Annotated in this window: 18 protein-coding genes; 9 read left to right on the plus strand and 9 right to left on the minus strand. The window is 68.8% G+C overall.

Annotation, left to right across the window (positions count from 1 at the left end):
- Nucleotides 1-9 precede the first annotated feature (9 nt).
- Both ACGFY5_RS00635 and ACGFY5_RS00640 read left to right on the plus strand, forming a co-directional pair.
- Nucleotides 10-639 carry a class II aldolase/adducin family protein gene (locus tag ACGFY5_RS00635; protein WP_392715809.1) on the plus strand — a complete coding sequence of 210 codons (630 nt, stop codon included), beginning with the start codon at nucleotides 10-12 and terminating at the stop codon, nucleotides 637-639.
- Nucleotides 636-1,115 (plus strand): GNAT family N-acetyltransferase, encoded by a 480-nt coding sequence (locus ACGFY5_RS00640; RefSeq protein WP_392715811.1) that lies wholly within the window; start codon nucleotides 636-638, stop codon nucleotides 1,113-1,115. The genes ACGFY5_RS00635 and ACGFY5_RS00640 overlap by 4 nt, the downstream gene beginning before the upstream one ends.
- Here ACGFY5_RS00640 and leuA read toward each other — a convergent pair.
- From leuA to ACGFY5_RS00665, 5 genes are all read right to left on the minus strand, one after another.
- Nucleotides 1,112-2,815, minus strand: a complete 1,704-nt coding sequence (gene leuA, locus ACGFY5_RS00645; RefSeq protein ID WP_392715813.1) for a 2-isopropylmalate synthase — start codon at nucleotides 2,813-2,815, stop codon at nucleotides 1,112-1,114. The genes ACGFY5_RS00640 and leuA overlap by 4 nt on opposite strands.
- A 185-nt stretch (nucleotides 2,816-3,000) precedes the next feature.
- The gene (locus tag ACGFY5_RS00650) at nucleotides 3,001-3,618 is read right to left on the minus strand and encodes an ATP/GTP-binding protein (protein ID WP_035847694.1); all 618 of its coding nucleotides are present in this window, start codon (nucleotides 3,616-3,618) and stop codon (nucleotides 3,001-3,003) included.
- Entirely contained in the window at nucleotides 3,599-3,958 is a 360-nt protein-coding gene (locus ACGFY5_RS00655) for a DUF742 domain-containing protein (RefSeq protein WP_035847696.1), read from the minus strand. Before ACGFY5_RS00655 ends, ACGFY5_RS00650 begins: the two co-directional genes overlap by 20 nt.
- A 23-nt stretch (nucleotides 3,959-3,981) precedes the next feature.
- Nucleotides 3,982-4,404 carry a roadblock/LC7 domain-containing protein gene (locus tag ACGFY5_RS00660; protein ID WP_035847699.1) on the minus strand — a complete coding sequence of 141 codons (423 nt, stop codon included), beginning with the start codon at nucleotides 4,402-4,404 and terminating at the stop codon, nucleotides 3,982-3,984.
- Nucleotides 4,401-8,324, minus strand: a complete 3,924-nt coding sequence (locus ACGFY5_RS00665) for a nitrate- and nitrite sensing domain-containing protein (RefSeq protein ID WP_392715816.1) — start codon at nucleotides 8,322-8,324, stop codon at nucleotides 4,401-4,403. Before ACGFY5_RS00665 ends, ACGFY5_RS00660 begins: the two co-directional genes overlap by 4 nt.
- 554 nt (nucleotides 8,325-8,878) lie before the next feature.
- On the opposite strand from ACGFY5_RS00665, the gene ACGFY5_RS00670 reads away from it, so the two are divergent.
- Nucleotides 8,879-10,144 (plus strand): aspartate kinase, encoded by a 1,266-nt coding sequence (locus ACGFY5_RS00670; protein WP_392715818.1) that lies wholly within the window; start codon nucleotides 8,879-8,881, stop codon nucleotides 10,142-10,144.
- Complete coding sequence (locus ACGFY5_RS00675; RefSeq protein ID WP_392715820.1) at nucleotides 10,141-11,202, plus strand: aspartate-semialdehyde dehydrogenase; 1,062 nt, start codon at nucleotides 10,141-10,143, stop codon at nucleotides 11,200-11,202. The genes ACGFY5_RS00670 and ACGFY5_RS00675 overlap by 4 nt, the downstream gene beginning before the upstream one ends.
- Here the strand turns inward: ACGFY5_RS00675 and ACGFY5_RS00680 are convergent.
- Nucleotides 11,199-12,350 (minus strand): DUF6114 domain-containing protein, encoded by a 1,152-nt coding sequence (locus ACGFY5_RS00680; RefSeq protein WP_392715822.1) that lies wholly within the window; start codon nucleotides 12,348-12,350, stop codon nucleotides 11,199-11,201. The genes ACGFY5_RS00675 and ACGFY5_RS00680 overlap by 4 nt on opposite strands.
- The gene (locus ACGFY5_RS00685; protein WP_392715824.1) at nucleotides 12,341-12,931 is read right to left on the minus strand and encodes a DUF6230 family protein; all 591 of its coding nucleotides are present in this window, start codon (nucleotides 12,929-12,931) and stop codon (nucleotides 12,341-12,343) included. Before ACGFY5_RS00685 ends, ACGFY5_RS00680 begins: the two co-directional genes overlap by 10 nt.
- A gap of 136 nt (nucleotides 12,932-13,067) precedes the next feature.
- On the opposite strand from ACGFY5_RS00685, the gene ACGFY5_RS00690 reads away from it, so the two are divergent.
- Together ACGFY5_RS00690 and ACGFY5_RS00695 are read left to right on the plus strand one after the other, a co-directional pair.
- Nucleotides 13,068-13,595: a cysteine hydrolase family protein gene (locus tag ACGFY5_RS00690; RefSeq protein WP_392715826.1), complete on the plus strand. Its 528-nt coding sequence runs from the start codon at nucleotides 13,068-13,070 to the stop codon at nucleotides 13,593-13,595.
- Between the two features lie 145 nt (nucleotides 13,596-13,740).
- Complete coding sequence (locus ACGFY5_RS00695; protein ID WP_392715828.1) at nucleotides 13,741-13,917, plus strand: hypothetical protein; 177 nt, start codon at nucleotides 13,741-13,743, stop codon at nucleotides 13,915-13,917.
- 57 nt (nucleotides 13,918-13,974) lie between these two features.
- On the opposite strand, the gene ACGFY5_RS00700 is transcribed toward ACGFY5_RS00695, so the two are convergent.
- The gene (locus tag ACGFY5_RS00700) at nucleotides 13,975-14,469 is read right to left on the minus strand and encodes a hypothetical protein (protein ID WP_392715830.1); all 495 of its coding nucleotides are present in this window, start codon (nucleotides 14,467-14,469) and stop codon (nucleotides 13,975-13,977) included.
- Between the two features lie 655 nt (nucleotides 14,470-15,124).
- Here ACGFY5_RS00700 and ACGFY5_RS00705 point away from each other — a divergent pair.
- On the plus strand, nucleotides 15,125-16,237 hold the full coding sequence (locus ACGFY5_RS00705; protein WP_392715832.1) for a helix-turn-helix transcriptional regulator: 1,113 nt from the start codon (nucleotides 15,125-15,127) through the stop codon (nucleotides 16,235-16,237).
- Complete coding sequence (locus ACGFY5_RS00710; protein WP_392715834.1) at nucleotides 16,234-17,532, plus strand: hypothetical protein; 1,299 nt, start codon at nucleotides 16,234-16,236, stop codon at nucleotides 17,530-17,532. The genes ACGFY5_RS00705 and ACGFY5_RS00710 overlap by 4 nt, the downstream gene beginning before the upstream one ends.
- Here ACGFY5_RS00710 and ACGFY5_RS00715 read toward each other — a convergent pair.
- On the minus strand, nucleotides 17,529-17,888 hold the full coding sequence (locus ACGFY5_RS00715) for a nuclear transport factor 2 family protein (protein WP_392715836.1): 360 nt from the start codon (nucleotides 17,886-17,888) through the stop codon (nucleotides 17,529-17,531). The genes ACGFY5_RS00710 and ACGFY5_RS00715 overlap by 4 nt on opposite strands.
- Before the next feature lie 163 nt (nucleotides 17,889-18,051).
- Here ACGFY5_RS00715 and ACGFY5_RS00720 point away from each other — a divergent pair, with 163 nt between their 5' ends.
- A complete protein-coding gene (locus ACGFY5_RS00720) occupies nucleotides 18,052-19,299 on the plus strand; it encodes a S1 family peptidase (RefSeq protein WP_392715837.1) in 1,248 nt (415 codons plus the stop codon).
- Nucleotides 19,300-19,308 lie beyond the last annotated feature (9 nt).

Raw genomic sequence — 19,308 nt, forward strand, 5'->3', positions numbered from 1 at the left:
ATCCCGACCGTGACGGAGCGGGACGCGATCGCCGAAGTGTGCAAACGGATGGTCGCCGACCGTCTGGTCGTCGGTACGGCAGGGAACGTGTCGTCCCGGAGTGGGGAACTCGTCGCGGTGACGCCGACCGGTGTGCCGTACCCGACGATGTGCCCCGACGACGTCGGTCTGTTCGCGCTGGACGGCACGGCGGTGGACGCCCGGCTGAAGCCGACCAGCGAGCTGCCGCTGCACCTCGCGGTCTACGCGGCGCGCCCGGACGTGGGCGCGGTCGTGCACACGCACTCCACCGCGGCGACGGCGCTGTCGTGCCTGGTGCCGCAGATCCCGGCCGTGCACTACTACCTGGGGCTGTTCGGCGGGTCGCCGCGAGTCGCGCCCTACGTCGAGTACGGCACCGACGGACTGGCCGCCGGTGCGGTCTCCGCGCTGGAGGACCGCACCGCGTGCCTGCTGGGCAACCACGGCGCGGTGGCGGTCGGGAAGTCGCTGGCCGAGGCGTACGAGCGGGCGCTGTACCTGGAATGGGTTTGCGAGGTCGCGCTGCGGGTGCTCTCCTCGGGGATGATCCCTCGGCTCTTGGACGGAGTGGAATTGGACGACGCGACCGCGCGCCTGGCTACCTACGGGCAGCGATGACGTACATCCGGACGTACCTCGAGATGACGTCGGCGGCCGAGCTGATCCCCGGTCGCCCCGCCGAGGGTGTGGCGCTGCTGCCGATCGGGCCCGAGCTGATCCGGGAGCTGGAGACGCGGGTCGGCGAGCCGCACGGCTGGGGCGCGGGACGGCGCACGGACGAGGAGTGGGCGGCGCAGTTCGCGAAGCCGTACCTGCACGACTGGGCGATCACGCACCACGACGAGCCGGTGGGGATCGTCGAACTCGCGGACCGGGCCCCCGAGGTGGAGATCACGACGTTCGGACTCGTGCCCGAGGCCGTGGGCCGGGGAATCGGCAGTTATGCGCTGACACTCGCGGTGCGGCAGGCCTGGGACCTGCTGCCGACGGTGAGCCGGGTGTGGCTGCACACGTCGACGCAGGACCACCCGAACGCGCTGCCCAATTACCAGGCGCGCGGGTTCAAGGCCTACCGCACCGAGGAGCAGCCCTAGGAGCGGTACGCGCGGTTGACGGCGCTGACGACCGCCTTCAGCGACGACGTCACGATGTTCGTGTCGACGCCGACGCCCCACTTCACCTGGTCCTCGCCGACCGCGCACTCGATGTACGCGGCGGCCTTGGCGCCGGAGTCGGCCGACATCGTGTGCTCGGTGTAGTCCAGCAGCCGCACCGGGATACCGGCGCCGTCCAGCGCGGTGACGAACGCGTTGATCGGGCCGTTGCCCGACGCCTCGACCGTCTTCTCCTCGCCGTCCAGCACGATGTCGAAGGACACCTGGTCACCGACATTGTGGTAACCGCGCAGCGCCAGCCGGCCCCATGGGTTGTCGGGGTTGGGCAGGTACTCGTCGCGGAACACCGACCACATCGCCTCGGGGCTGACCTCGCCGCCCTCGTTGTCCGTGATCTTCTGGACGACCTGCGAGAACTCGATCTGCAGCCGGCGCGGCAGGTCGAACTGGTGCTCGGTCTTCATGACGTACGCGACGCCGCCCTTGCCGGACTGCGAGTTCACCCGGATGACGGCCTCGTAGGTGCGGCCGATGTCCTTGGGGTCGATCGGCAGGTACGGAACCGCCCAGCGGAAGTCGTCGACATCGACGCCGGCGGCTTTGGCGTCCCGCTCCATCCAGTCGAAGCCCTTCTTGATCGCGTCCTGGTGCGATCCGGAGAAGGCCGTGTAGACCAGGTCGCCACCCCACGGGTGCCGCTCGTGCACCGGCAGTTGGTTGCAGTACTCGACGGTGCGGCGTACCTCGTCGATGTCGCTGAAGTCGATCATCGGGTCGATGCCCTGGCTGAACAGGTTCATGCCCAGCGTCACCAGGTCGACGTTGCCGGTGCGCTCGCCGTTGCCGAACAGGCAGCCCTCGACGCGGTCGGCGCCAGCCATCACACCCAGCTCGGCGGCGGCCACGGCGGTGCCGCGGTCGTTGTGCGGGTGCAGCGACAGGATGATGTTCTCGCGGTGCGCCAGGTGCCGGTTCATCCACTCGATCGAGTCGGCGTAGACGTTCGGCGTGGCCATCTCGACGGTGGCCGGCAGGTTCAGGATCACCGGCCGGTCGTCGGACGGCTCCCAGATGTCGCTGACCGCGTTGCAGACCTCGGCGGCGTACTCCAGCTCGGTTCCGGTGTAGGACTCGGGCGAGTACTCGAAGCGGATGTACGTGTCGCCCATCGACTCGGCCAGCTTCTGGCACAGCCGGGCGCCGTTGGTGGCGATCGCGGTGATGCCGTCGCGGTCCAGGCCGAAGACGACCCGCCGCTGCAGCGTCGACGTCGAGTTGTACAGGTGGACGATGGCCTGCTTGGCGCCGCGGACCGAGTCGAACGTGCGATGGATCAGCTCGTCGCGGGACTGCGTGAGGACCTGGATCGTGACGTCGTCCGGGATCAGGTCTTCCTCGATGATCTGCCGGATGAAGTCGTAGTCGGTCTGGCTGGCCGCCGGGAACCCGACCTCGATCTCCTTGTAGCCCATCTTGACGAGCAGCTCGAACATCTTGCGCTTGCGAGCCGGGCTCATCGGGTCGATCAGGGCCTGGTTGCCGTCACGCAGGTCGACCGCGCACCACAGGGGGGCTTCGGTGGTCTGCTGGGCAGGCCAGGTGCGGTCGGCCAGATCGATCGGGGTGAACGGCGTGTAGCGGTGGATCGGCATGCCACTGGGCCGCTGAGGATTGCGCATTGCTGGGTGCTCCTGGGGTCTTGGCGAGTGCAAGCCGGCAAGCACGCCAAGCGCCGCGACGAGGAAGCCGGCTCGTTAACTGGCCTCGCCGCGGCAAAGAAGGAGCAGTCCCACCATCCGCACGTCTTTCACCGTAGCAGCACGGGAGGCCGCGGCAAATTGCCGCGGCCTCCCGTGAAGGTGGTTCAGCTGCCGACGCCGGCCGGGGCCGCGCCACGCAGTCGTAAAACGTACTCGACGAGCGAGATGAGCAGCGCCTTGGTCGACTCGCGGCCACGGGCGTCACAGTTGATGATCGGCACTTCCTGGCCGATCGTCAGCGCGTCCCGGACGTCCTGCGTCGTGTACGGCTGAATGCCGTCGAAGCAGTTCAGACCGACGACGTACGGCAGCCCGCGCTGCTCGAAGAAGTCGACGGCCGCGAAGCAGTCAGCCAGTCGACGGGTGTCCACCAACACGACCGCACCGATCGCGCCACGCACGAGCTCGTCCCACATGAACCAGAACCGTGTCTGTCCGGGGGTACCGAACAGGTACAGGATCAAGTCCTCGTCGAGCGTGATTCGGCCGAAGTCCATCGCCACGGTGGTGGTGGACTTCCCCGGAATCTTCGAGGCGTCATCGACGTCGATCGCGGCGGCAGTCATCACCGCCTCCGTCGTGAGCGGACGGATCTCCGAAACCGACCCGACGAGCGTGGTCTTGCCCACGCCGAACCCGCCCGCGATGACGATCTTTGCCGAGGTGGCGCGGCTCGCCGTCACCCGCGGCGGGCGGCCGGGGCTAGAGCTTCCGAAGTCCACTGAGCACCCTTTCCAGCAGATACGTTCCGAGCTGGTCGTCGAGCCTGCCGGGCTCGTGCACGTCCAGCATTCCGGCCTCGGCCATGTCGCCGACGATTACTCGGGCAACCCCGAGAGGTGTGCCAAGATACGCCGCGATCTCCGCCAGCGACTGCACTTGCTGGCAGAGCTCGACGATCCTCTGCCACTCGTGCCGGGCAGATCCGGCCTCGCGGTCACCACGTGCGGTGGCCGTGACCAGTGCCTCCATCGCGATGTCGACCCGGGATCTCGTCCGACCCCCGGTCATCGCGTACGGGCGCACCAGCGGCCCGCTTTGATCGACGTACTCGGTACTCATCGCGCGACGTCTCCTGTCGTCCCTCAGCGCGGAAGGCTGGCGTGGAGCTCAGAGCGGAGAGCAGGTGTCAGCACCTGACCCACCCGCTCCACGAGCAGTGCCATCTCGTACCCGACCTGACCGATGTCACACGCACGCGATGCGAGCACGGCCAGCGAAGACCCGTCGCTGATGGACATGACCAACAGGAAGCCGGTGTCCATCTCGACGACGGTCTGACTGACACTGCCACCCTCGAAGCACAGGGCGGCACCGTGGGTGAGGCTCACCAGGCCCGAGGCGATCGCGGCCAGCTGGTCGGCCCGGTCCCGAGGCAGTCCGTCGGAGACTGCCAGCAGCAGTCCGTCCGCGGACACGGCCACGGCATGGGCGATGCCGGGGACGCGGTTGGCGAAGTTCGCCACCAACCAGTTGAGGTTCTGGGCATCGTGGCTCAGCGAGCTCACATCTCCTCCTGCGTTTCAGGTGAGCCGGCAAGGGTCGTACCGGTCGGTGACGGGCGCCCGGCTTGCCGCCCCTGCTCGAGACCGCTGCGGTAGCTGGACAGAACGCCCCGCACCGCCTCGGGCGACCGGTGGGAAGTCGGACGAGAGGCTTTCTTCGCCGCCGTCTCCACTCGGCCTGGCACGAAGTGTGCCATTGGAACACGCTTCGGTAGACCCGTCTTGGTGGTACTGCTCGGAGCCGCTTCGGCGACGGCCTGCGCGGCCCGCCATCCGGCGTCCGCCGGGGACTCCCATGCGGCCGTCGCGGGCTGGCGTGCACCAGCACCGACGCTGACCGGCTCTTCCTGGCGCTCCACGTCACTGGGGGTGGCGGGTTCGTCCGCGGTGCTCCCGTTCGGGCGCGGGCGGCGGAAGGCCGCTGTCGCGCTCTGCGGGAAGGGCGTCTCGCCGCCGACCGCCGGGGAAACCGGGGCTTCGGGTAGACGGGTGGTCTCCTTCGCGTCCGGCTCTTCCGGCGCGGACGTCTTGGCCGCACCCGGAGCTTCCGGCACCCGCGGCGGCGACCACGACGAGCCGTTGTTGTTGCTGCTGCTGCCGTTACGCGGCGCCGCGGTGGTGCGCGACCGGAACCACTCCGACTCGATCGCGTCGAAGATCGGCAGCGGCATCTCGATCGTCGGGTCGCTGTTCGGCGGGTCCGACGGGCCGGCGCGGAAGATCTTCTGTGCGCCGGTCGTGTTCGAAGGGGTCTTCGGTGCGTCGCGCCGGAGCGCGGCCATCGCGTCCGCAGCGGAACTGCCGCCGCGACTGGGTGCGGTGGGCGCCTCGGGCTCGGCTGCCTTCGCGGCCGGAGCCTGCGCGGGAGGCGCGGCCGGGCTCGTCGGGGCCAGCGGCCCGGTCGGAGCGATCGGCCGGCTCTGCTGCTGCGGGACCTGCGCCTCGCGGCTCGCGAACGGGTCGCGGACCGGGAGCGGGCTCGGGCCGGTGGGCTGCGCTGCGGGTCCACCCTGCGGGGTGCCGAGGCCGCCGGTCGGTGTAGCGGTGGGGCGGCTCGGGAGCGGCTGGGTGGTGAGCGGCTGGGTGGTGAGCGGCTGGGTGGTGAGCGGCTGGGTGGGGCGGCTCGGCAGTGGTGCGGCGGCCGGGCGGGGCGGCTGCGCGTTCGCGGCCGGCTCGTCGGCGGGCTGCTGACGCTGGATCCCGCCGGTGCTCCAGGTGAGGTCGGGCTCGCGCGCCTCGGAAGGCGTCGGCTCCGGCCGGAGGTCACCGAGGATGCTGTGCGTTCCCGTGGCCGCGGCGGCTGCCGGGTCACGGATGATCGGCACCGGTCGGGTGGGCTCCGACCAGCTGGGGTCGGGCGTCTCCTCGGCCGCTCCCGGCGCCGTGAACGGCGGCTGGGCCGGCGTCGGCGTGGTGGGGGCGAACGGGAAGGCCTGGGCCCCGCTGTCGTCCCGCTCGTCGCGACGGGGGAGCGGTTCCGGGTTCACCGGGCCGAACAGGTCCCGCGCGGTCGGCTGGTTCTGCGTCGACGGGCCGTACGCGTCACGCTGGGCGTCGCGCTCGTCGGCGTCCTGACGGACCCCGCCGAACGGCGGCGCGCTGCGCTGCGCCCACGGGTCGGAACCGTTGTTCTGCTCGGCAGGGGCGAAAGGCTGCTGCTCCGGCTGGCCGAACTGCGGCTGGCCCGGCATCGGCTGGCCGAACTGCGGCTGGCCCGGCTGTCCCGGCAGCGGCTGGCCGAACTGCGCCGGACCCGGCTGGCCGAACTGCGGCTGGTTGCCACCGAACGGCGGCTGGCCGGACGGCGGGGTACCGAAGTTCCCGGTGGGGGCGTAGGGAGCGGTCGCGGCCGGGAGGGCGGGCTGCTCGCCGGTGCGGTCGACCCGCTCCGACGTGACCCGCTCGACCGGACGGTCGCTCTGCTCGTCACCCTCGGCGGGCGGCAGCGGCGCCGGGACGATCGGCTGGTCGCCGTGGAGGACACCGGCCGGGAGCGTGACGATCGCAAGGACACCGCCGCCGGAGGCGTCGCGCAGCATGACCTTGACCCCGTGGCGGGAGGCCAGCCGGCCGACCACGAAGAGGCCCATCATGCGGGAGACCGCGATGTCGAAGACCGGTGGCTTGGCCAGGCGCTCGTTGAACTCCGCGAGCTGCTCGCGGCTCATGCCGATGCCCTGGTCCTCGATCTCGATGATCACGTGGTCACCGACCCGGCGGGAGTCGACGACGACGTCCGTGCGCGGGGAGGAGAACGACGTGGCGTTCTCCAGGATCTCGGCGACGAGGTGCACGAGGTCGTTCACGGCCGCGGCCGATATCTCCACCGTGTCGTCGATCGAGCCCAGCTTGACCCGGGTGTACTGCTCCACCTCGGCGGTGGCGGCACGGAGGACGTCGACCAGCGGGGCGGGGCGGGTCCACCGGCGACCGGCGTCGGCACCGGCGAGGACGAGGAGGTTCTCGTCGTTACGCCGCATTCGGGTGGCGAGGTGGTCGAGCTTGAACAGCTCCGACAGGCGGTCGGGGTCGCGCTCGCCCTGCTCCAGACCGTCGATCAGGCGGATCAGGCGGTCGACCAGGAGCTGCGAACGGCGCGAGAGGTTGACGAACATCGTCGAAACGCTCTGCCGCAGCTGCGCCTGCTCGGATGCGACCCGGACGGCCTCGAGGTGGACCGCGTTGAACGCCTGGGCCACCTGGCCGATCTCGTCGCCGGAGCGGATGTCGAGCGTGCGGGCCCTGGTCTCGGCGCTGGCCTGAGCGGCCGTCTGCTGGTCGGCGTCCTGCAGCTTGCGGACGACCTCCGGCAGCGACTGGTAGGCGACCTCGAGTGCGGAGGACCGCAGCCGGACCAGCGGGCGAACCATCGAACGGGCGACGGCCAGCGAGACCAGGAGCGCGATGACCAGGGCGGCGAGCGCGACCGTGATGACGATGATCGTCTTGCGGATCGCGTCGTCGCGGAAGTCGGCTGCGGCCTGCACGGCGTCGGCGTTGAGCTTCTGCTCGACGTTACGGAGCACCGAGTCGACCTGGGTGCTGTCGGCGACCCACTGCGTCTGGGTGGTGTTGATCGCGCTGCCGAACGTGGTGTTGCGGACGCGGGCGGCGGCCGACCGGTACGGGCCTTCCTGGCTGACCGTGTCGTTACGCACACCGCGCTGTGCCGTGGTGGCGGTCTCGCCGAACTCCGTGTTGAACACTTCCTGCTCGGTGGCTGCCCGAGTGACGTTCTTGTAGGTCTCGTTCGTGAACTTCTTGTCCTGGTCGACCAGGACGTCCAGGACGATGACCTGCTCCTTGCCGACGGCCTCCTTGTAACGGGAGAACACCGAGACGGCGTCGAGCTGGTCGGAGAGCGCGCGGTCGTCGGCGGCACCGGCGAGCCGGTCACCGATCTTGAGCAGGTCGCCGATCAGCGTGTCGTACTTACCGGCTGCGACGTCGACCGTCACACCGCCGTCGCGCGCCTGCTTGAGCAGGTTGTTGCGCTGGTTGACCAGCGTCGTCGACCCACGGGTGACGCTCTGCAGCTGGCTCTGGATCGGTGCCTTCGTATCGGCGTCGAGACGACCGGCCTCGGCCAGGAACTGGCGCAGCGTGGCGTCGGTCGTGGTGCCGGCCTCGATGAAGCGACGCAGCGGCGGGTGCGTCTTCTCGTCGCCGGGGTTCGCGACGTAGTACGCCGCCGCGGACCGCTCCAGCTGGAGATCGTTCACGAGCGTCGAGGCCTGGCTGCCGAGGCGCGCGAGCTGCTGCACCTGCTGTGCCGATTGGGCCTCGTCCGTCACGATGTACGTGAGAATGCCGGCGAAAAGGAACATCGCCATCAACGGGACCAGGGTGATCAGAACAACCTTGACCCGGATGGGGGCATTACCGAGGAAGCGCTGGCTACGGGTCAGCGGCCGGTTGTTCACCGGCTGCTCATGCCCCGAGTTACTCCGGTCCTCGGAGGGCGTTCCGGCGTTCGGGGCCCGCCTGACCGGCCCCTCTGAGGTTGCGGCCGGACGTAAGCCCTTGAGGGACGTGGGCACGACTCCTCCGTCTACTGTCGCTACTGGCGAAACGCGCCCCCGCGGCCGGTGAGCCATTCTCACCCACCGGCGGTGTTCGCTGTGGCATTGCACCACGATCCAGACGAGGTGGAAAGCGCGACGGTTGGTAGTGGGGCCAGATGTCCCGCAATGACCTGATACCGGACGAGAATCTCGTCTACCCGGCGTTGCGGAATCCTCCGAACGTGGGAGGTGGCGCGCATGTGGTCACACCAGTAACAGTGATTCGTCGCATTCCGTGATGACTTGACGGAAGGCAACCTGACGATGGCGTGACGTGACGAGTCTCCCACGAGTGGTCAATCGGATACCACCCGGGGGTGCCGTGGCCAGGAAAAGGGGCTGCGAGCGCCGGTACCCTAAGCACTGGACTCTGCCTGGTGGGGCGTCTCACCGGGCCGTACGGAAGGAGCGACGTGGGACTCGTCGTACAGAAGTACGGCGGCTCCTCGGTCGCCGACGCCGAGCGGATCAAGCGGGTGGCGGAACGCATCGTCGCCACCCGCAAAGCCGGCAGCGACGTCGTCGTCGTGGTTTCCGCGATGGGCGACACCACTGACGAGTTGCTCGACCTGGCCGGCCAGGTCGCCCCGGTTCCCCCGGGACGCGAGCTCGACATGCTGCTGACCGCGGGCGAGCGCATCTCGATGGCGCTGCTCGCGATGGCGATCCACTCGCTCGGGTACGAGGCCCGCTCGTTCACCGGTTCGCAGGCCGGTGTGCTCACCACAGCGCGGCACGGCGCCGCGCGCATCATCGACGTGACGCCCGGACGGATCCAGGGCGCGGTCGACGAAGGCGCGATCGCCATCGTCGCCGGGTTCCAGGGCGTCGCCCAGGACACCAAAGACATCACGACGCTGGGCCGGGGTGGTTCCGACACCACGGCGGTGGCGCTCGCCGCGGCGCTCAAAGCAGACGTCTGCGAGATCTACACGGACGTGGACGGCGTCTACACCGCGGATCCGCGGATCGTGAAGAACGCCAAGAAGCTCGAGACGGTCGTGTACGAGGAGATGCTGGAGCTCGCCGCGTGCGGTGCGAAAATCCTGCATCTCCGGTCGGTGGAGTACGCCAGGCGCTACGACATCCCGATCCATGTCCGTTCGTCGTATTCGAACAAGCCCGGCACGATCGTGGCCGGGTCGATGGAGGACCCTTCCGTGGAGCAGGCGATCATCTCCGGCGTCGCGCACGACCGGAGCGAAGCGAAGATCACCGTCGTGGGCGTGCCCGACCAGCCCGGGATTGCCGCATCGATCCTGCGCACTGTCGCCGATGCCGAGATCAACATCGACATGGTGGTGCAGAACATCTCGGCCGCCGCGACCGCGCGCACCGACATCTCGTTCACGCTGCCGAAGTCCGACGGCCCGGCCGCGATGGCCGCACTGCAGAAGGTGCAGCCGACGATCGGCTTCGACCGGCTGATCTTCGACGAGCACATCGGCAAGGTGTCGGTCGTCGGCGCCGGCATGCGTTCGCACCCGGGCGTCATCGCGTCGTTCTGCGAGGCGCTGGCCAAGGTCGGCGTCAACATCGAAATCATTTCGACGTCGGAGATCCGCATCTCCGCGGTCTGCCGTGACACCGACCTGGACGCCGCGGTGCGCGCCGTGCACGAGGCGTTCGAGCTCGGCACCGACGAGGAAGCCACTGTCTACGCGGGGAGCGGACGATGAAGCCGACTTTGGCCGTTGTCGGCGCCACCGGGGCGGTCGGCACCGTGATGCTGTCGATCCTGTCCGAGCGCGCCGACGTCTGGGGCGAGATCCGGCTGGTGGCCTCGAAGCGGTCGGCCGGCAAGCGTCTCGTCGTCCGTGGTGAAGAGGTAGAGGTACGCCTGCTCGAGCCGTCGGTGTTCGACGGCGTCGACGTCGCGATGTTCGACGTGCCCGACGAGGTGTCGGCGAAGTGGGCGCCGATCGCCGCTTCGCGCGGTGCGGTCGCCGTGGACAACTCCGGCGCGTTCCGGATGGACCCCGACGTGCCGCTCGTCGTTCCCGAGGTAAATGGTGCGGCCGCCGCGAACCGCCCGAAGGGCATCATCGCCAATCCGAACTGCACGACGCTGACCATGATGGACGCTCTCGGTGCGCTGCACGCGAAGTGGCAGCTGACCGAGTTGGTCGTCGCGTCGTACCAGGCGGCTTCCGGCGCGGGCCAGCCCGGTGTCGACCGGCTCTACGACGAGCTCGGTGTGGTCGGTGGCCGGCGTGACCTCGGTGTTCGCGCGGGTGACGTCCGGGCGGCGCTGTCGGAGAAGCTGGGTGACCAGGAGTCGCCGTTCCCGGCGCCGCTGGCGCTCAACGTCGTTCCGTGGGCCGGGTCGCTCAAGGACGGTGGCTGGAGCAGCGAGGAACTGAAGGTCCGCAACGAGTCCCGCAAAATCCTGGGGATCGCTGACCTGCGGGTCTCGGCGACGTGCGTCCGCGTGCCGGTCGTGACCACGCACTCGCTGGCGGTGCACGCCACGTTCGCGTCGCCGGTGACCGTCGCGGAGGCGCACGAGGCGCTGGACTCGGCGCCGAACGTGGTCGTCGTCGACGACCCGGCGAACGGCGAGTTCCCGACGCCGGCCGACACCGTGGGCGCGGACCCGACGTTCATCGGTCGGATCCGGCAGGCGCTGGACTTCCCCAACACGCTCGACCTGTTCATCACCGGCGACAACCTCCGCAAGGGCGCCGCGCTGAACACCGCGCAGATCGCCGAACTGATCGCGGCCGAGCTCAGCTAGTCGGCTTCGACGGTGAGCGCCGACTTCACGGAGTCGGCGCTCACCAGTGCGACGTGGGACGTCACGTCGGTGAAGAACAGACTCGGGATCGCCACCGGCGGCAGCAGCGGTGGCGGGTTCGCGGTGAACGTCAGCGGTACGAGGCCGAACGCCTTGCCGCTGAGGTCCTTGGCGTAGAGCTCGACGTTGCCGCTGATCGTGGCGGTGTCGCTGACGACGGTGGGCGGAACTTCGAGGTCCATGCCGAGGATCGTCAGCTTCGTGGCAGTGAACTTCAGAACCGTTCCGGTGTCGAGTCGCACCGTGCCGCGGTAGGTGAGGTTCTCGAGCGTGAGACGGTCGGCTTTCAGGACGCTCGGTTCGATGCCGACGGCGGGGAGGTCGGCGGTGACGGGTTCGCCGGGGGTACCGGCCCCGGCGCAGGCCTGGAGGATCTTCGCCGCGAGGGCGGCTGCGTCGGGTCCGTCGCCGGTGGGGTAGTCCTCGGGGGCGCAGGCGGCTTTCGGGATCTCCGGTGTGGGCAGGCTCGGTATCGGTAGATCCGGTATCGGCAGGGCCGGCGCCGTGGCGGTAGGGCTTGGCGTCGGTTCCTGGCTGGGGGTGGGATCCGGGCACACGATCGGGATCAGGCACGGCAGGTCGGCCGGTACGCCGCTCCGGGGCTGGGCCACTGCGGGTTTTCCGGTCGCCGTGACGGCGACCGCGACGGCGAGCGTCGGCACCATCCACGCCAGCACCGACAGGAGTCGGTGGCGATGCAGATCCTTGGTCGGGGGCTCGACGTCGTCAGCGGGGCTCGCCGGAGCGTTCTTCGTGGGGGACCAGGCGAAGATCATTCCGCCGCCGACGAGCCCGATCAGCGTGCCGATCAGGAACCCGCCAAAGTTCGAGACGAGCAGCGCGACCAGCGCGAGCAGCACGACCACCGGCCCGGAGATCGTCCGCAGCAGCGGTTGGGCGAGCGTGGCGGCGGCCAGCACGACCAGTACCGCCGAAACGACGATGGTCCCCAGCACGGTGACGCCCTGCAGGACGACCAACCCCATCGGCGCCGCGGTGGCCGCGTAGAGCTCGACCGCGAAGACCAGCGTGAGGGCGCAGCCCCAGAATGGCCGGCCGTGCCGCCACTCCCGGTATCTCAGTAGCATTCTTTTTTACCGAAGCTGACGTCGATCTTCAGGCCGGTGAGCTTGAACGTGCCGGCGGCCACTGCCCAGGCACGCAGCTTCGGCTCGTCGATGGTGGCCGAGTCCAGCTGCAGCGCCCCGATCCCGGCCGGGCCGCTGACCGGGCCCTTCGTCTGCTTCGACGCGTCGACGCCGATCTGGACGTTCGTGAACTCGGCGTCGCCGCTGAGCTGATCGATGTCGGCGACCATGTTCGAGGCGTCGACCGGCGTCCCGCTGCCGCCGGCGGTCAGGCGGATCGTCATGTCACCGGCCGGTAGCGGCACCACTGACGACAGGCACAGGTTCTCGAGCGTCGCCTTCTTGAACCCCGCGGTGCCGACCGGGTGCTTCGTCCCGTCCAGGCCGGTGTCGACGTCGCCGTAGAGCACCATCCCGTCGGCGGTGAGCTTGTCGGCGGAGATCTTGTAGTTCTGGCCGGAGACCGCGAACGAGGCAGCAAGCGCGCCTTCGCCGGTCAGGGCGACGATGATGCCGGCGCCGATCGCCGCCGGCGCCACCAGTAGCGCGAATCGCTTCCAGCGGACGCCACTCTCGGCCATGTTCTCTCCATTGTTCGATGGCAAGGTCGTCACCGTAGAACACGGTCGCCGCACCAGGCCAGCGAGGGAAAGTTATTCGCACTCAGATGAGAAAGTCGTGACGCATAGTTGCGCCGACCGGGGTTAGTACCGTTTCGTGCCAAAGACCGCTTTGATCGTGATCGACATGATCACCCCGTACGACCACCCGGACGCCGACATGCTGCTCTCGTCGGCGGAGAAGGCCGTGCCGGCGATCGGGAGACTGATCGAGCGGGCGGACGTGCCGGTCATCTACGTCAACGACAACTTCGGGTCGTGGACGTCGAACCGTGACTCGATCTATCAGTCCGCGATCAACGGCAAAGCGGCACACCTCGTCGAGCCGCTCCGCCCGGCCGACGAGACGATGTTCATCATGAAGGCGCGGCACTCGATCTTCTTCCAGACGCCGCTGGAGTACCTCCTGGGACAGCTCGACGTCACCCGGCTCGTGATGACCGGGCAGGTCACCGAGCAGTGCGTGCTCTACTCCGCGCTCGACGCGCACATCCGGCACCACGAGGTCGTCATTCCGAAGGACGCGGTGGCCTGTATCCATCCGCACCTGGCCGAGGCGGCGCTGGAGATGATGGAGCTCAACATGGGGGCGAAGATCTGCACGGCCGACGACGTCGAGCTTTAATTCGGTGGCGTTCGGTTCGATGCCTGGCTAACGTCTGCTCCGTGATCAGCTGACAAGCACCCGTGACGAGTTTTCGCCGTCCACTGTGCTCAGCTGACCGTTCCCACAGTTCTGGCTGGGCACCCCCTTGTCCGGAGGTTGCCTCATGCGTGCACTTTCTTCCGATGCGTCCGTCGACGCCCCGCTGAGCCGGGCCGAGCGGCGGGCCGCTGCCCGGGGCCGGAAGAGCCCCGTCGACTCGCCGCGGGCCGTGGTGGTGCCCGGCCGCGGCAAGAACGTCGTCCACGACCGCAGCCGCTACGCCATTCGGCGTCGCGGCTGAGCCTCGCACCGAAGCGCCGGCCGTCCTGCCCCCTCCTGCAGGACGGCCGGCGCCGTCTCAGGTGGATCGAACGAGCACCGAGACGAGAACGGCCAGCGTGAGCGCCGTCCACATGAGGCCACGAATCGCACCGGCGAGTGCGTTGAGCGCTGTCGCGGCCAGCCGCGCCGCAGCGACGACGATCACGGCGGCGGCCGCGACGGCTCCCGCAACCGCGACTCCGGCCGTGCCGGCGGGGACGGTCGCACCGGCGACGGTTCCGGCCGTGCCGGCCGTCGCTCCCGCGATGTGACCGGCTCCGCTCTCGAGCGGGAGGGCCGCGTCGGGCGGGGAGCAGCCGGACAGCACGACCAGCACGATGACCGTCGCGAAGAGAACCGCGAAGACGCGGGACCCGCGTTTCGGCCCAGCGACCGCGACGATGAGGATCGCGAACACGATCAGGAGCCAGCCGGCGACCTCGTGGGCGACCGCCACCGCGCTCGCGGCGACGATCTCTGCGGCCTTCGGAATCCGTAGCCGGGCGTCGGTGAACGTGCTTACCTTGAGCATGGTGGGTCACCCCCATGAAGGCACTGCGGTGCCGGCGGTGACCCCGCCAGCAGGGAACACGGACACCCCTGGCCTTCGCGCCAACGGACAGCCGGGGGTGTTCGCCATGAGTACGCCGCGCCGTTGCGACGACCGACCGAATCGGCGACCTCGACGCGAAGTCGGGTCAGCGTAGGTGTGGGCAGCCCACTGAAACCACAAGCCGGGTGGGCGCTGGCAATTGCCAAATCCGGAGCGCTTCTGCTGGCTTCAGCCAGCGCACTCGGGTTGATGGTCACGCCCATCAAGAGGGCGGAGCGTCTTCGTCAGCGGCGGCGCTGCCGCATCGAACCGGGCTATGTCGTGCTACGCGTACGAATTCGGCCGGCACGTGCGCCTCAACTTTGTCGGGAGTCCCACGGCTGACCTCCTTCGCTCGTCGGGTTGCCGTTACTAACGAGTAGAGCATTCAGCTGTACGGCTGACAATAGGTGCAGCTATTGTACCCACAAAAATTTTGCTGAAGAGACGCCTTTGCTGGTGCGGGTGGTACTGATGGTGACTTCGTGGCGATTATTTCGACCCCACCGGTCATTTGTTTTGCGTTCTCCACTACGGTCAGAGGCAGTAGGGCTCGAGGCATCAACCCGTCCTTCAGTGAAAGAAGCTGAAGTCCATGTCGATCCGTCTGGCGCGGAAGCTGCGCGAGCTCCGGCAAACCGGGCTCGGCAGGCGGCTCACCCAGGAGCAACTCGGCCAGTTGCTCGGGGGTTCGGAGCCACTCAGCGCACCGCTGATCTCCTCGTGGGAGCGCGAGCGGGATCCGGTCGTACCCCCGGAGGAGCGCCTGCGGGCCTATGCGCACGTCTTCGCGACCAAGCGATCGTTGACGGCGGGCATGCTCGCTGAGGACGACCTCGTCGAGGCGGAGAAGGAACGCCTCTACGAGCTCGAGAGCGAACTGATGGGGTTGCGTCAGGACGCGATCAGCGAGCCGAAGGCGGACGCCACCCGTTCCGTCGGTGCCGGGTCGATGATCGAAGAACCGCCGATCGGCCGTGCGGTCGGTTACGGCACGTGGCACTTCGCGGACCAGCGGCCGGTCGTCATCGTGGCGAGTGAGCTGCCCGCTGCGCAGCGGCCGGAGTACGCGGATCCGTCCAGCCCCGACTACGTCGAGATGTACCAGTACGCGGACCTCGACGCGATGGTGGAGGCCTACGGCCACATCCGGGCTGCCAATCCGCAGAACACCAGGGTCCGGTTCCGATCGGCGCGAACACTCACCCGGGACGACTTCGCGAGCCATCTCGTCCTGCTCGGTGGGGTCGACTGGAATCCGGTCACCCGTGACATTCTCGTTCGGCTGGACCTGCCGGTACGGCAGGTGTCGGCCGAAGATCGGGCCCAGGACGCGTACTTCGAAGCGACCGACGGTGACCGAAAGCGTCAGTTCCGGCCGACCGTGATCGAACGCTCCGGCGAAACCGAGCTGATCGAGGACGTCGCACTTTTTTATCGCGGATCGAGTCCGCTCAACCGTCGACGCACCGTGACGATCTGCAATGCCATGTACGGGCGAGGCACGCTCGGCGCCGTCCGGGCGCTCACGGATGCCTGGTTCCGCGATCGGAACGAGGCGTACCTCGCCGAGCGCTTCGGCGATGTCGACGAGTTCCTGCTCCTCGTCCGCGTTCCGGTGTTCGCCGGGAACACAGTGACGCCGGACTGGACGCTCGAGGAAAACCGGTTGTTCGAGTGGCCGGCTCAGCCGAGTGTCACGCCGTGACCGGTTGGATCCCTCGCCACCACCACGGGTCGCACCGAGAGCTGCTGAGACCGGTCCACGTCCCAGCGCCGAGCGCCGCGCACGTCGATCTGATCGCGGTCCCGACCAGCCGGCCGGTCTCGTACCTCGCCCAGGCGGTTCGGCTGGCCGAGCGCCTCGACTCCACGCTGCTGGTGCTGGCCAGCGGCGAATGCTCGGCGTCCAAGGTCGAGCGGCACTACGGACACCGGCTGGACGACCGGCTGATCGTCATCGACGTCCCGGGCGGCTATGCGTGGTACGAACCGATGTTCCGCTTCGAGGCCGACCAGATCGCCTCCGGCGCCACCCAGCGTCTCAGCGACGTCAGCGTCAAGCGCAATCTCGCGCTGGTGCTGGCGCGCTCACTCGGCGTCCGGACGTTGTTCTTCCTGGACGACGACGTCATCGTGCCGGACTGGATCGACGTCTGTCGGGTGGCCACCGTCGTGAAGAGAGACCACTGGGCAGCCGGGCTGTTCATCGACGGCTACCCGGACAACTCGGTGGTCTGTCACGCCAGCCGGGAGAGCGGCGGTCGGCAGGACACGTTTCTCGGTGGCGGGGCGCTGATGGTCGACGTCCAGCGGGCCGGCGGCTTCTTCCCGAATGTCTACAACGAGGACTGGTTCTTCCTGCTGGACGGTGCGGCCGAGAGAGCTGTCGCAACGGCGGGGACGGCGATCCAGCGCCCGTACGATCCGTTCAGCACGCCGATCCGCGCTCGGCGGGAGGAGTTCGGCGACGTCCTGGCCGAGGGTTTGTTCTGGCTGCTCGACCTCGGGGGCAACATCGAGGACGCCGGTACCGATTTCTGGACGAAGGCGATCGCCCGGCGCCGCGATTTCATCCGCGAGGTGCGCGCAAAGGTGCGCGGGATGGCGAACGCGCACTCGCTGCGATGGCGTATCGAGGCGTCCCTCGACGCCGCCGAGGACGCCCACCGGATGTTCACACCCGCCGTGTGTGCGTGGTACGTCCGGACCTGGCTGCAGGACCGGGAGGACTGGAACAAGCGGCTGGCCTCATTGCCGGTAGGCGGTCGGCTGACGGACCTGCTCGAGGAACTGCATCTCACCGCGGGTGGAACAGCGGATCCGAGCATGTGTTCGGTTCCCGCGCCGACCGTCGTCATGCCGCCGCCTCTTCCCGAGCCGTTCGTCGACGAGCACGGCGAACCGTTGTGGGGCCTGCACAGTCCAGCGACGGTGGCCGCGGCCGGGCGGCGAGCGAGCGTGCCCAGTGTGGACAGCTCGCTCACCGCGCGAGTCCGCTAGGCGGGGACCTTGTCGAGGAAGCCGTAGACGCGGCTGAGGCGGCCGTCGGCCAGCACGACCACGTCGAAGCCAACCACCAGCGCCTCGCCGTCGGCGGGGCCGAGTTCCCACTGGAACCGCGCCTGCTCGTGATGCGCATCCACCCCGGCGGTGAGCCGGAAGACCAGTCCCGGGAATTGTGCCTGCACCGCACCGATCGTCGCGTCGATCGCGTCGCGGCCCTCGGCCACCGCCAACGGATCGATGTACAGAGCGTCGTCGGCCCACACCGCATCGATCTCGGCACGCCTCCGCGCCGGGTCCGTTTCGTTCCAAGTTTCGAGGTATCGAGTGACGAGCTGTTCGATGTCGCTCACGTGGAGTACTCCCTGCTGATGGGGGATCCGGCCCCGAAATACTCACCCGCGCGTCGTCTCCGCGTCGATTACCTGCGAGGTAAGGCCTGAACCATTCACGATGGTGAACCGTGTTGGTCGCGTTGATACCGAGGCCTACGGAAGCCGATACCGAGGAGGCCGCATGCCTACTCCCCGTCACCGTCGTTCCCCCAGTGCCCGCCGACGGAACGTGACGATCTCGTCCGTCGTGGCCGGTGCCGTGGCCGCCGCGTTAGCCGCGTTCATGGCTACGGCGCCCACCGCTGGGGCGTCCGACAAGACTGGGACTGACGCGGCCCGGCCGGCGGTCGCGTCGGCGGGTACCGGTCCGGCGGCGTACACCGCGGAGGTCAGAAAACTGGCGATCGCCGCCCTCGCGACGCAACTCGGCATCTCCGAGGAGCAGGCCGCCGCACGGCTCGACCAACTGGACAGCCGCACGAAGACCGCAGTGTCGCTCCAGAGCGCGCTGGGTGACAGCAGCGCGGGCACCTGGATCAGCAAGACGACCGGTGAGCTGATGGTCGGCGTCACCGATCAGAAGGCCGCCGACGCCGTGCAGGCCGCCGGCGCCACGCCGAAGCTGGTCAGCCGCGGCATGAACGATCTTCAGCAGGTCAAGACCCAGTTGGACGCGATCGGCCGCATCCCCGGCACGTCGTGGGCCGTCGACCCGTCGAGCAACGCGGTGACGGTGCAGGTCTCCCAGGAGGCTGCGGCCGATCCTCGGGCCGACGCGTGGCTGGACAAGCTCGAAGGCTACGGCGACGCGGTGAACGTGCAGCGCACCGCGGCGAGCTTCACCACCCAGGCGTTCTTCGGTGGCCAGGCGATCCTCAGCGAGGACGGCGCCGGACGGTGCTCCTCGGCGTTCAACGCGACCACCGGTCAGGACGCGTTCATCATCACCGCCGGGCACTGCACCGACGCCATCGACACCTGGACCGACGGACAGCAGGTCATCGGCGAGTCCGCGCTGACGCAGTTCCCCGGCAACGACTACGGCGTGATCCGCGTCGACGACGCCCAGGCGCTCGACCCGCAGCCCGCCGTGATCAACCAGGACCAGGCGCAGCCGATCAGCGGTACGACCCAGGTCCCGGTCGGTTCGGCCGTCTGCAAGACCGGTTCGACGACGGGCACCACGTGCGGCGTCGTGCAGGCCTTCGACACCACTGTCGTGTACCCCGAAGGCGCCGTGCAAGGGCTGATCCAGACCGACGTCTGCAGCCAGCCCGGTGACAGCGGCGGCGCGCTCTTCGCCGGCGACCAGGGCCAGGGCATCGTCTCCGGTGGCTCGCTCGGCGACTGCGACATCCCCGGCTTCGTCTCGTTCTTCCAGCCGATCAACGAGGTGCTGGAAGACACCGGGCTGCAGCTCATCCAGTAGCTTCAGAAA

It is taken from the genome of Cryptosporangium sp. NPDC048952 (assembly GCF_043197895.1).
Classification (GTDB): domain Bacteria; phylum Actinomycetota; class Actinomycetes; order Mycobacteriales; family Cryptosporangiaceae; genus Cryptosporangium.

Excerpts from the sequence above, each read along its gene's own strand:
- ACGFY5_RS00700 (WP_392715830.1), bottom strand. The coding sequence starts at position 14,469 with ATGCTCAAGGTAAGCACGTTCACCGACGCCCGGCTACGGATTCCGAAG.
- ACGFY5_RS00675 (WP_392715820.1), top strand. The coding sequence starts at position 10,141 with ATGAAGCCGACTTTGGCCGTTGTCGGCGCCACCGGGGCGGTCGGCACC.
- ACGFY5_RS00705 (WP_392715832.1), top strand. The coding sequence starts at position 15,125 with ATGTCGATCCGTCTGGCGCGGAAGCTGCGCGAGCTCCGGCAAACCGGG.
- ACGFY5_RS00685 (WP_392715824.1), bottom strand. The coding sequence starts at position 12,931 with ATGGCCGAGAGTGGCGTCCGCTGGAAGCGATTCGCGCTACTGGTGGCG.
- leuA (WP_392715813.1), bottom strand. The coding sequence starts at position 2,815 with ATGCGCAATCCTCAGCGGCCCAGTGGCATGCCGATCCACCGCTACACG.
- ACGFY5_RS00655 (WP_035847696.1), bottom strand. The coding sequence starts at position 3,958 with ATGAGTACCGAGTACGTCGATCAAAGCGGGCCGCTGGTGCGCCCGTAC.
- ACGFY5_RS00720 (WP_392715837.1), top strand. The coding sequence starts at position 18,052 with ATGCCTACTCCCCGTCACCGTCGTTCCCCCAGTGCCCGCCGACGGAAC.
- ACGFY5_RS00640 (WP_392715811.1), top strand. The coding sequence starts at position 636 with ATGACGTACATCCGGACGTACCTCGAGATGACGTCGGCGGCCGAGCTG.
- ACGFY5_RS00680 (WP_392715822.1), bottom strand. The coding sequence starts at position 12,350 with ATGCTACTGAGATACCGGGAGTGGCGGCACGGCCGGCCATTCTGGGGC.
- ACGFY5_RS00695 (WP_392715828.1), top strand. The coding sequence starts at position 13,741 with ATGCGTGCACTTTCTTCCGATGCGTCCGTCGACGCCCCGCTGAGCCGG.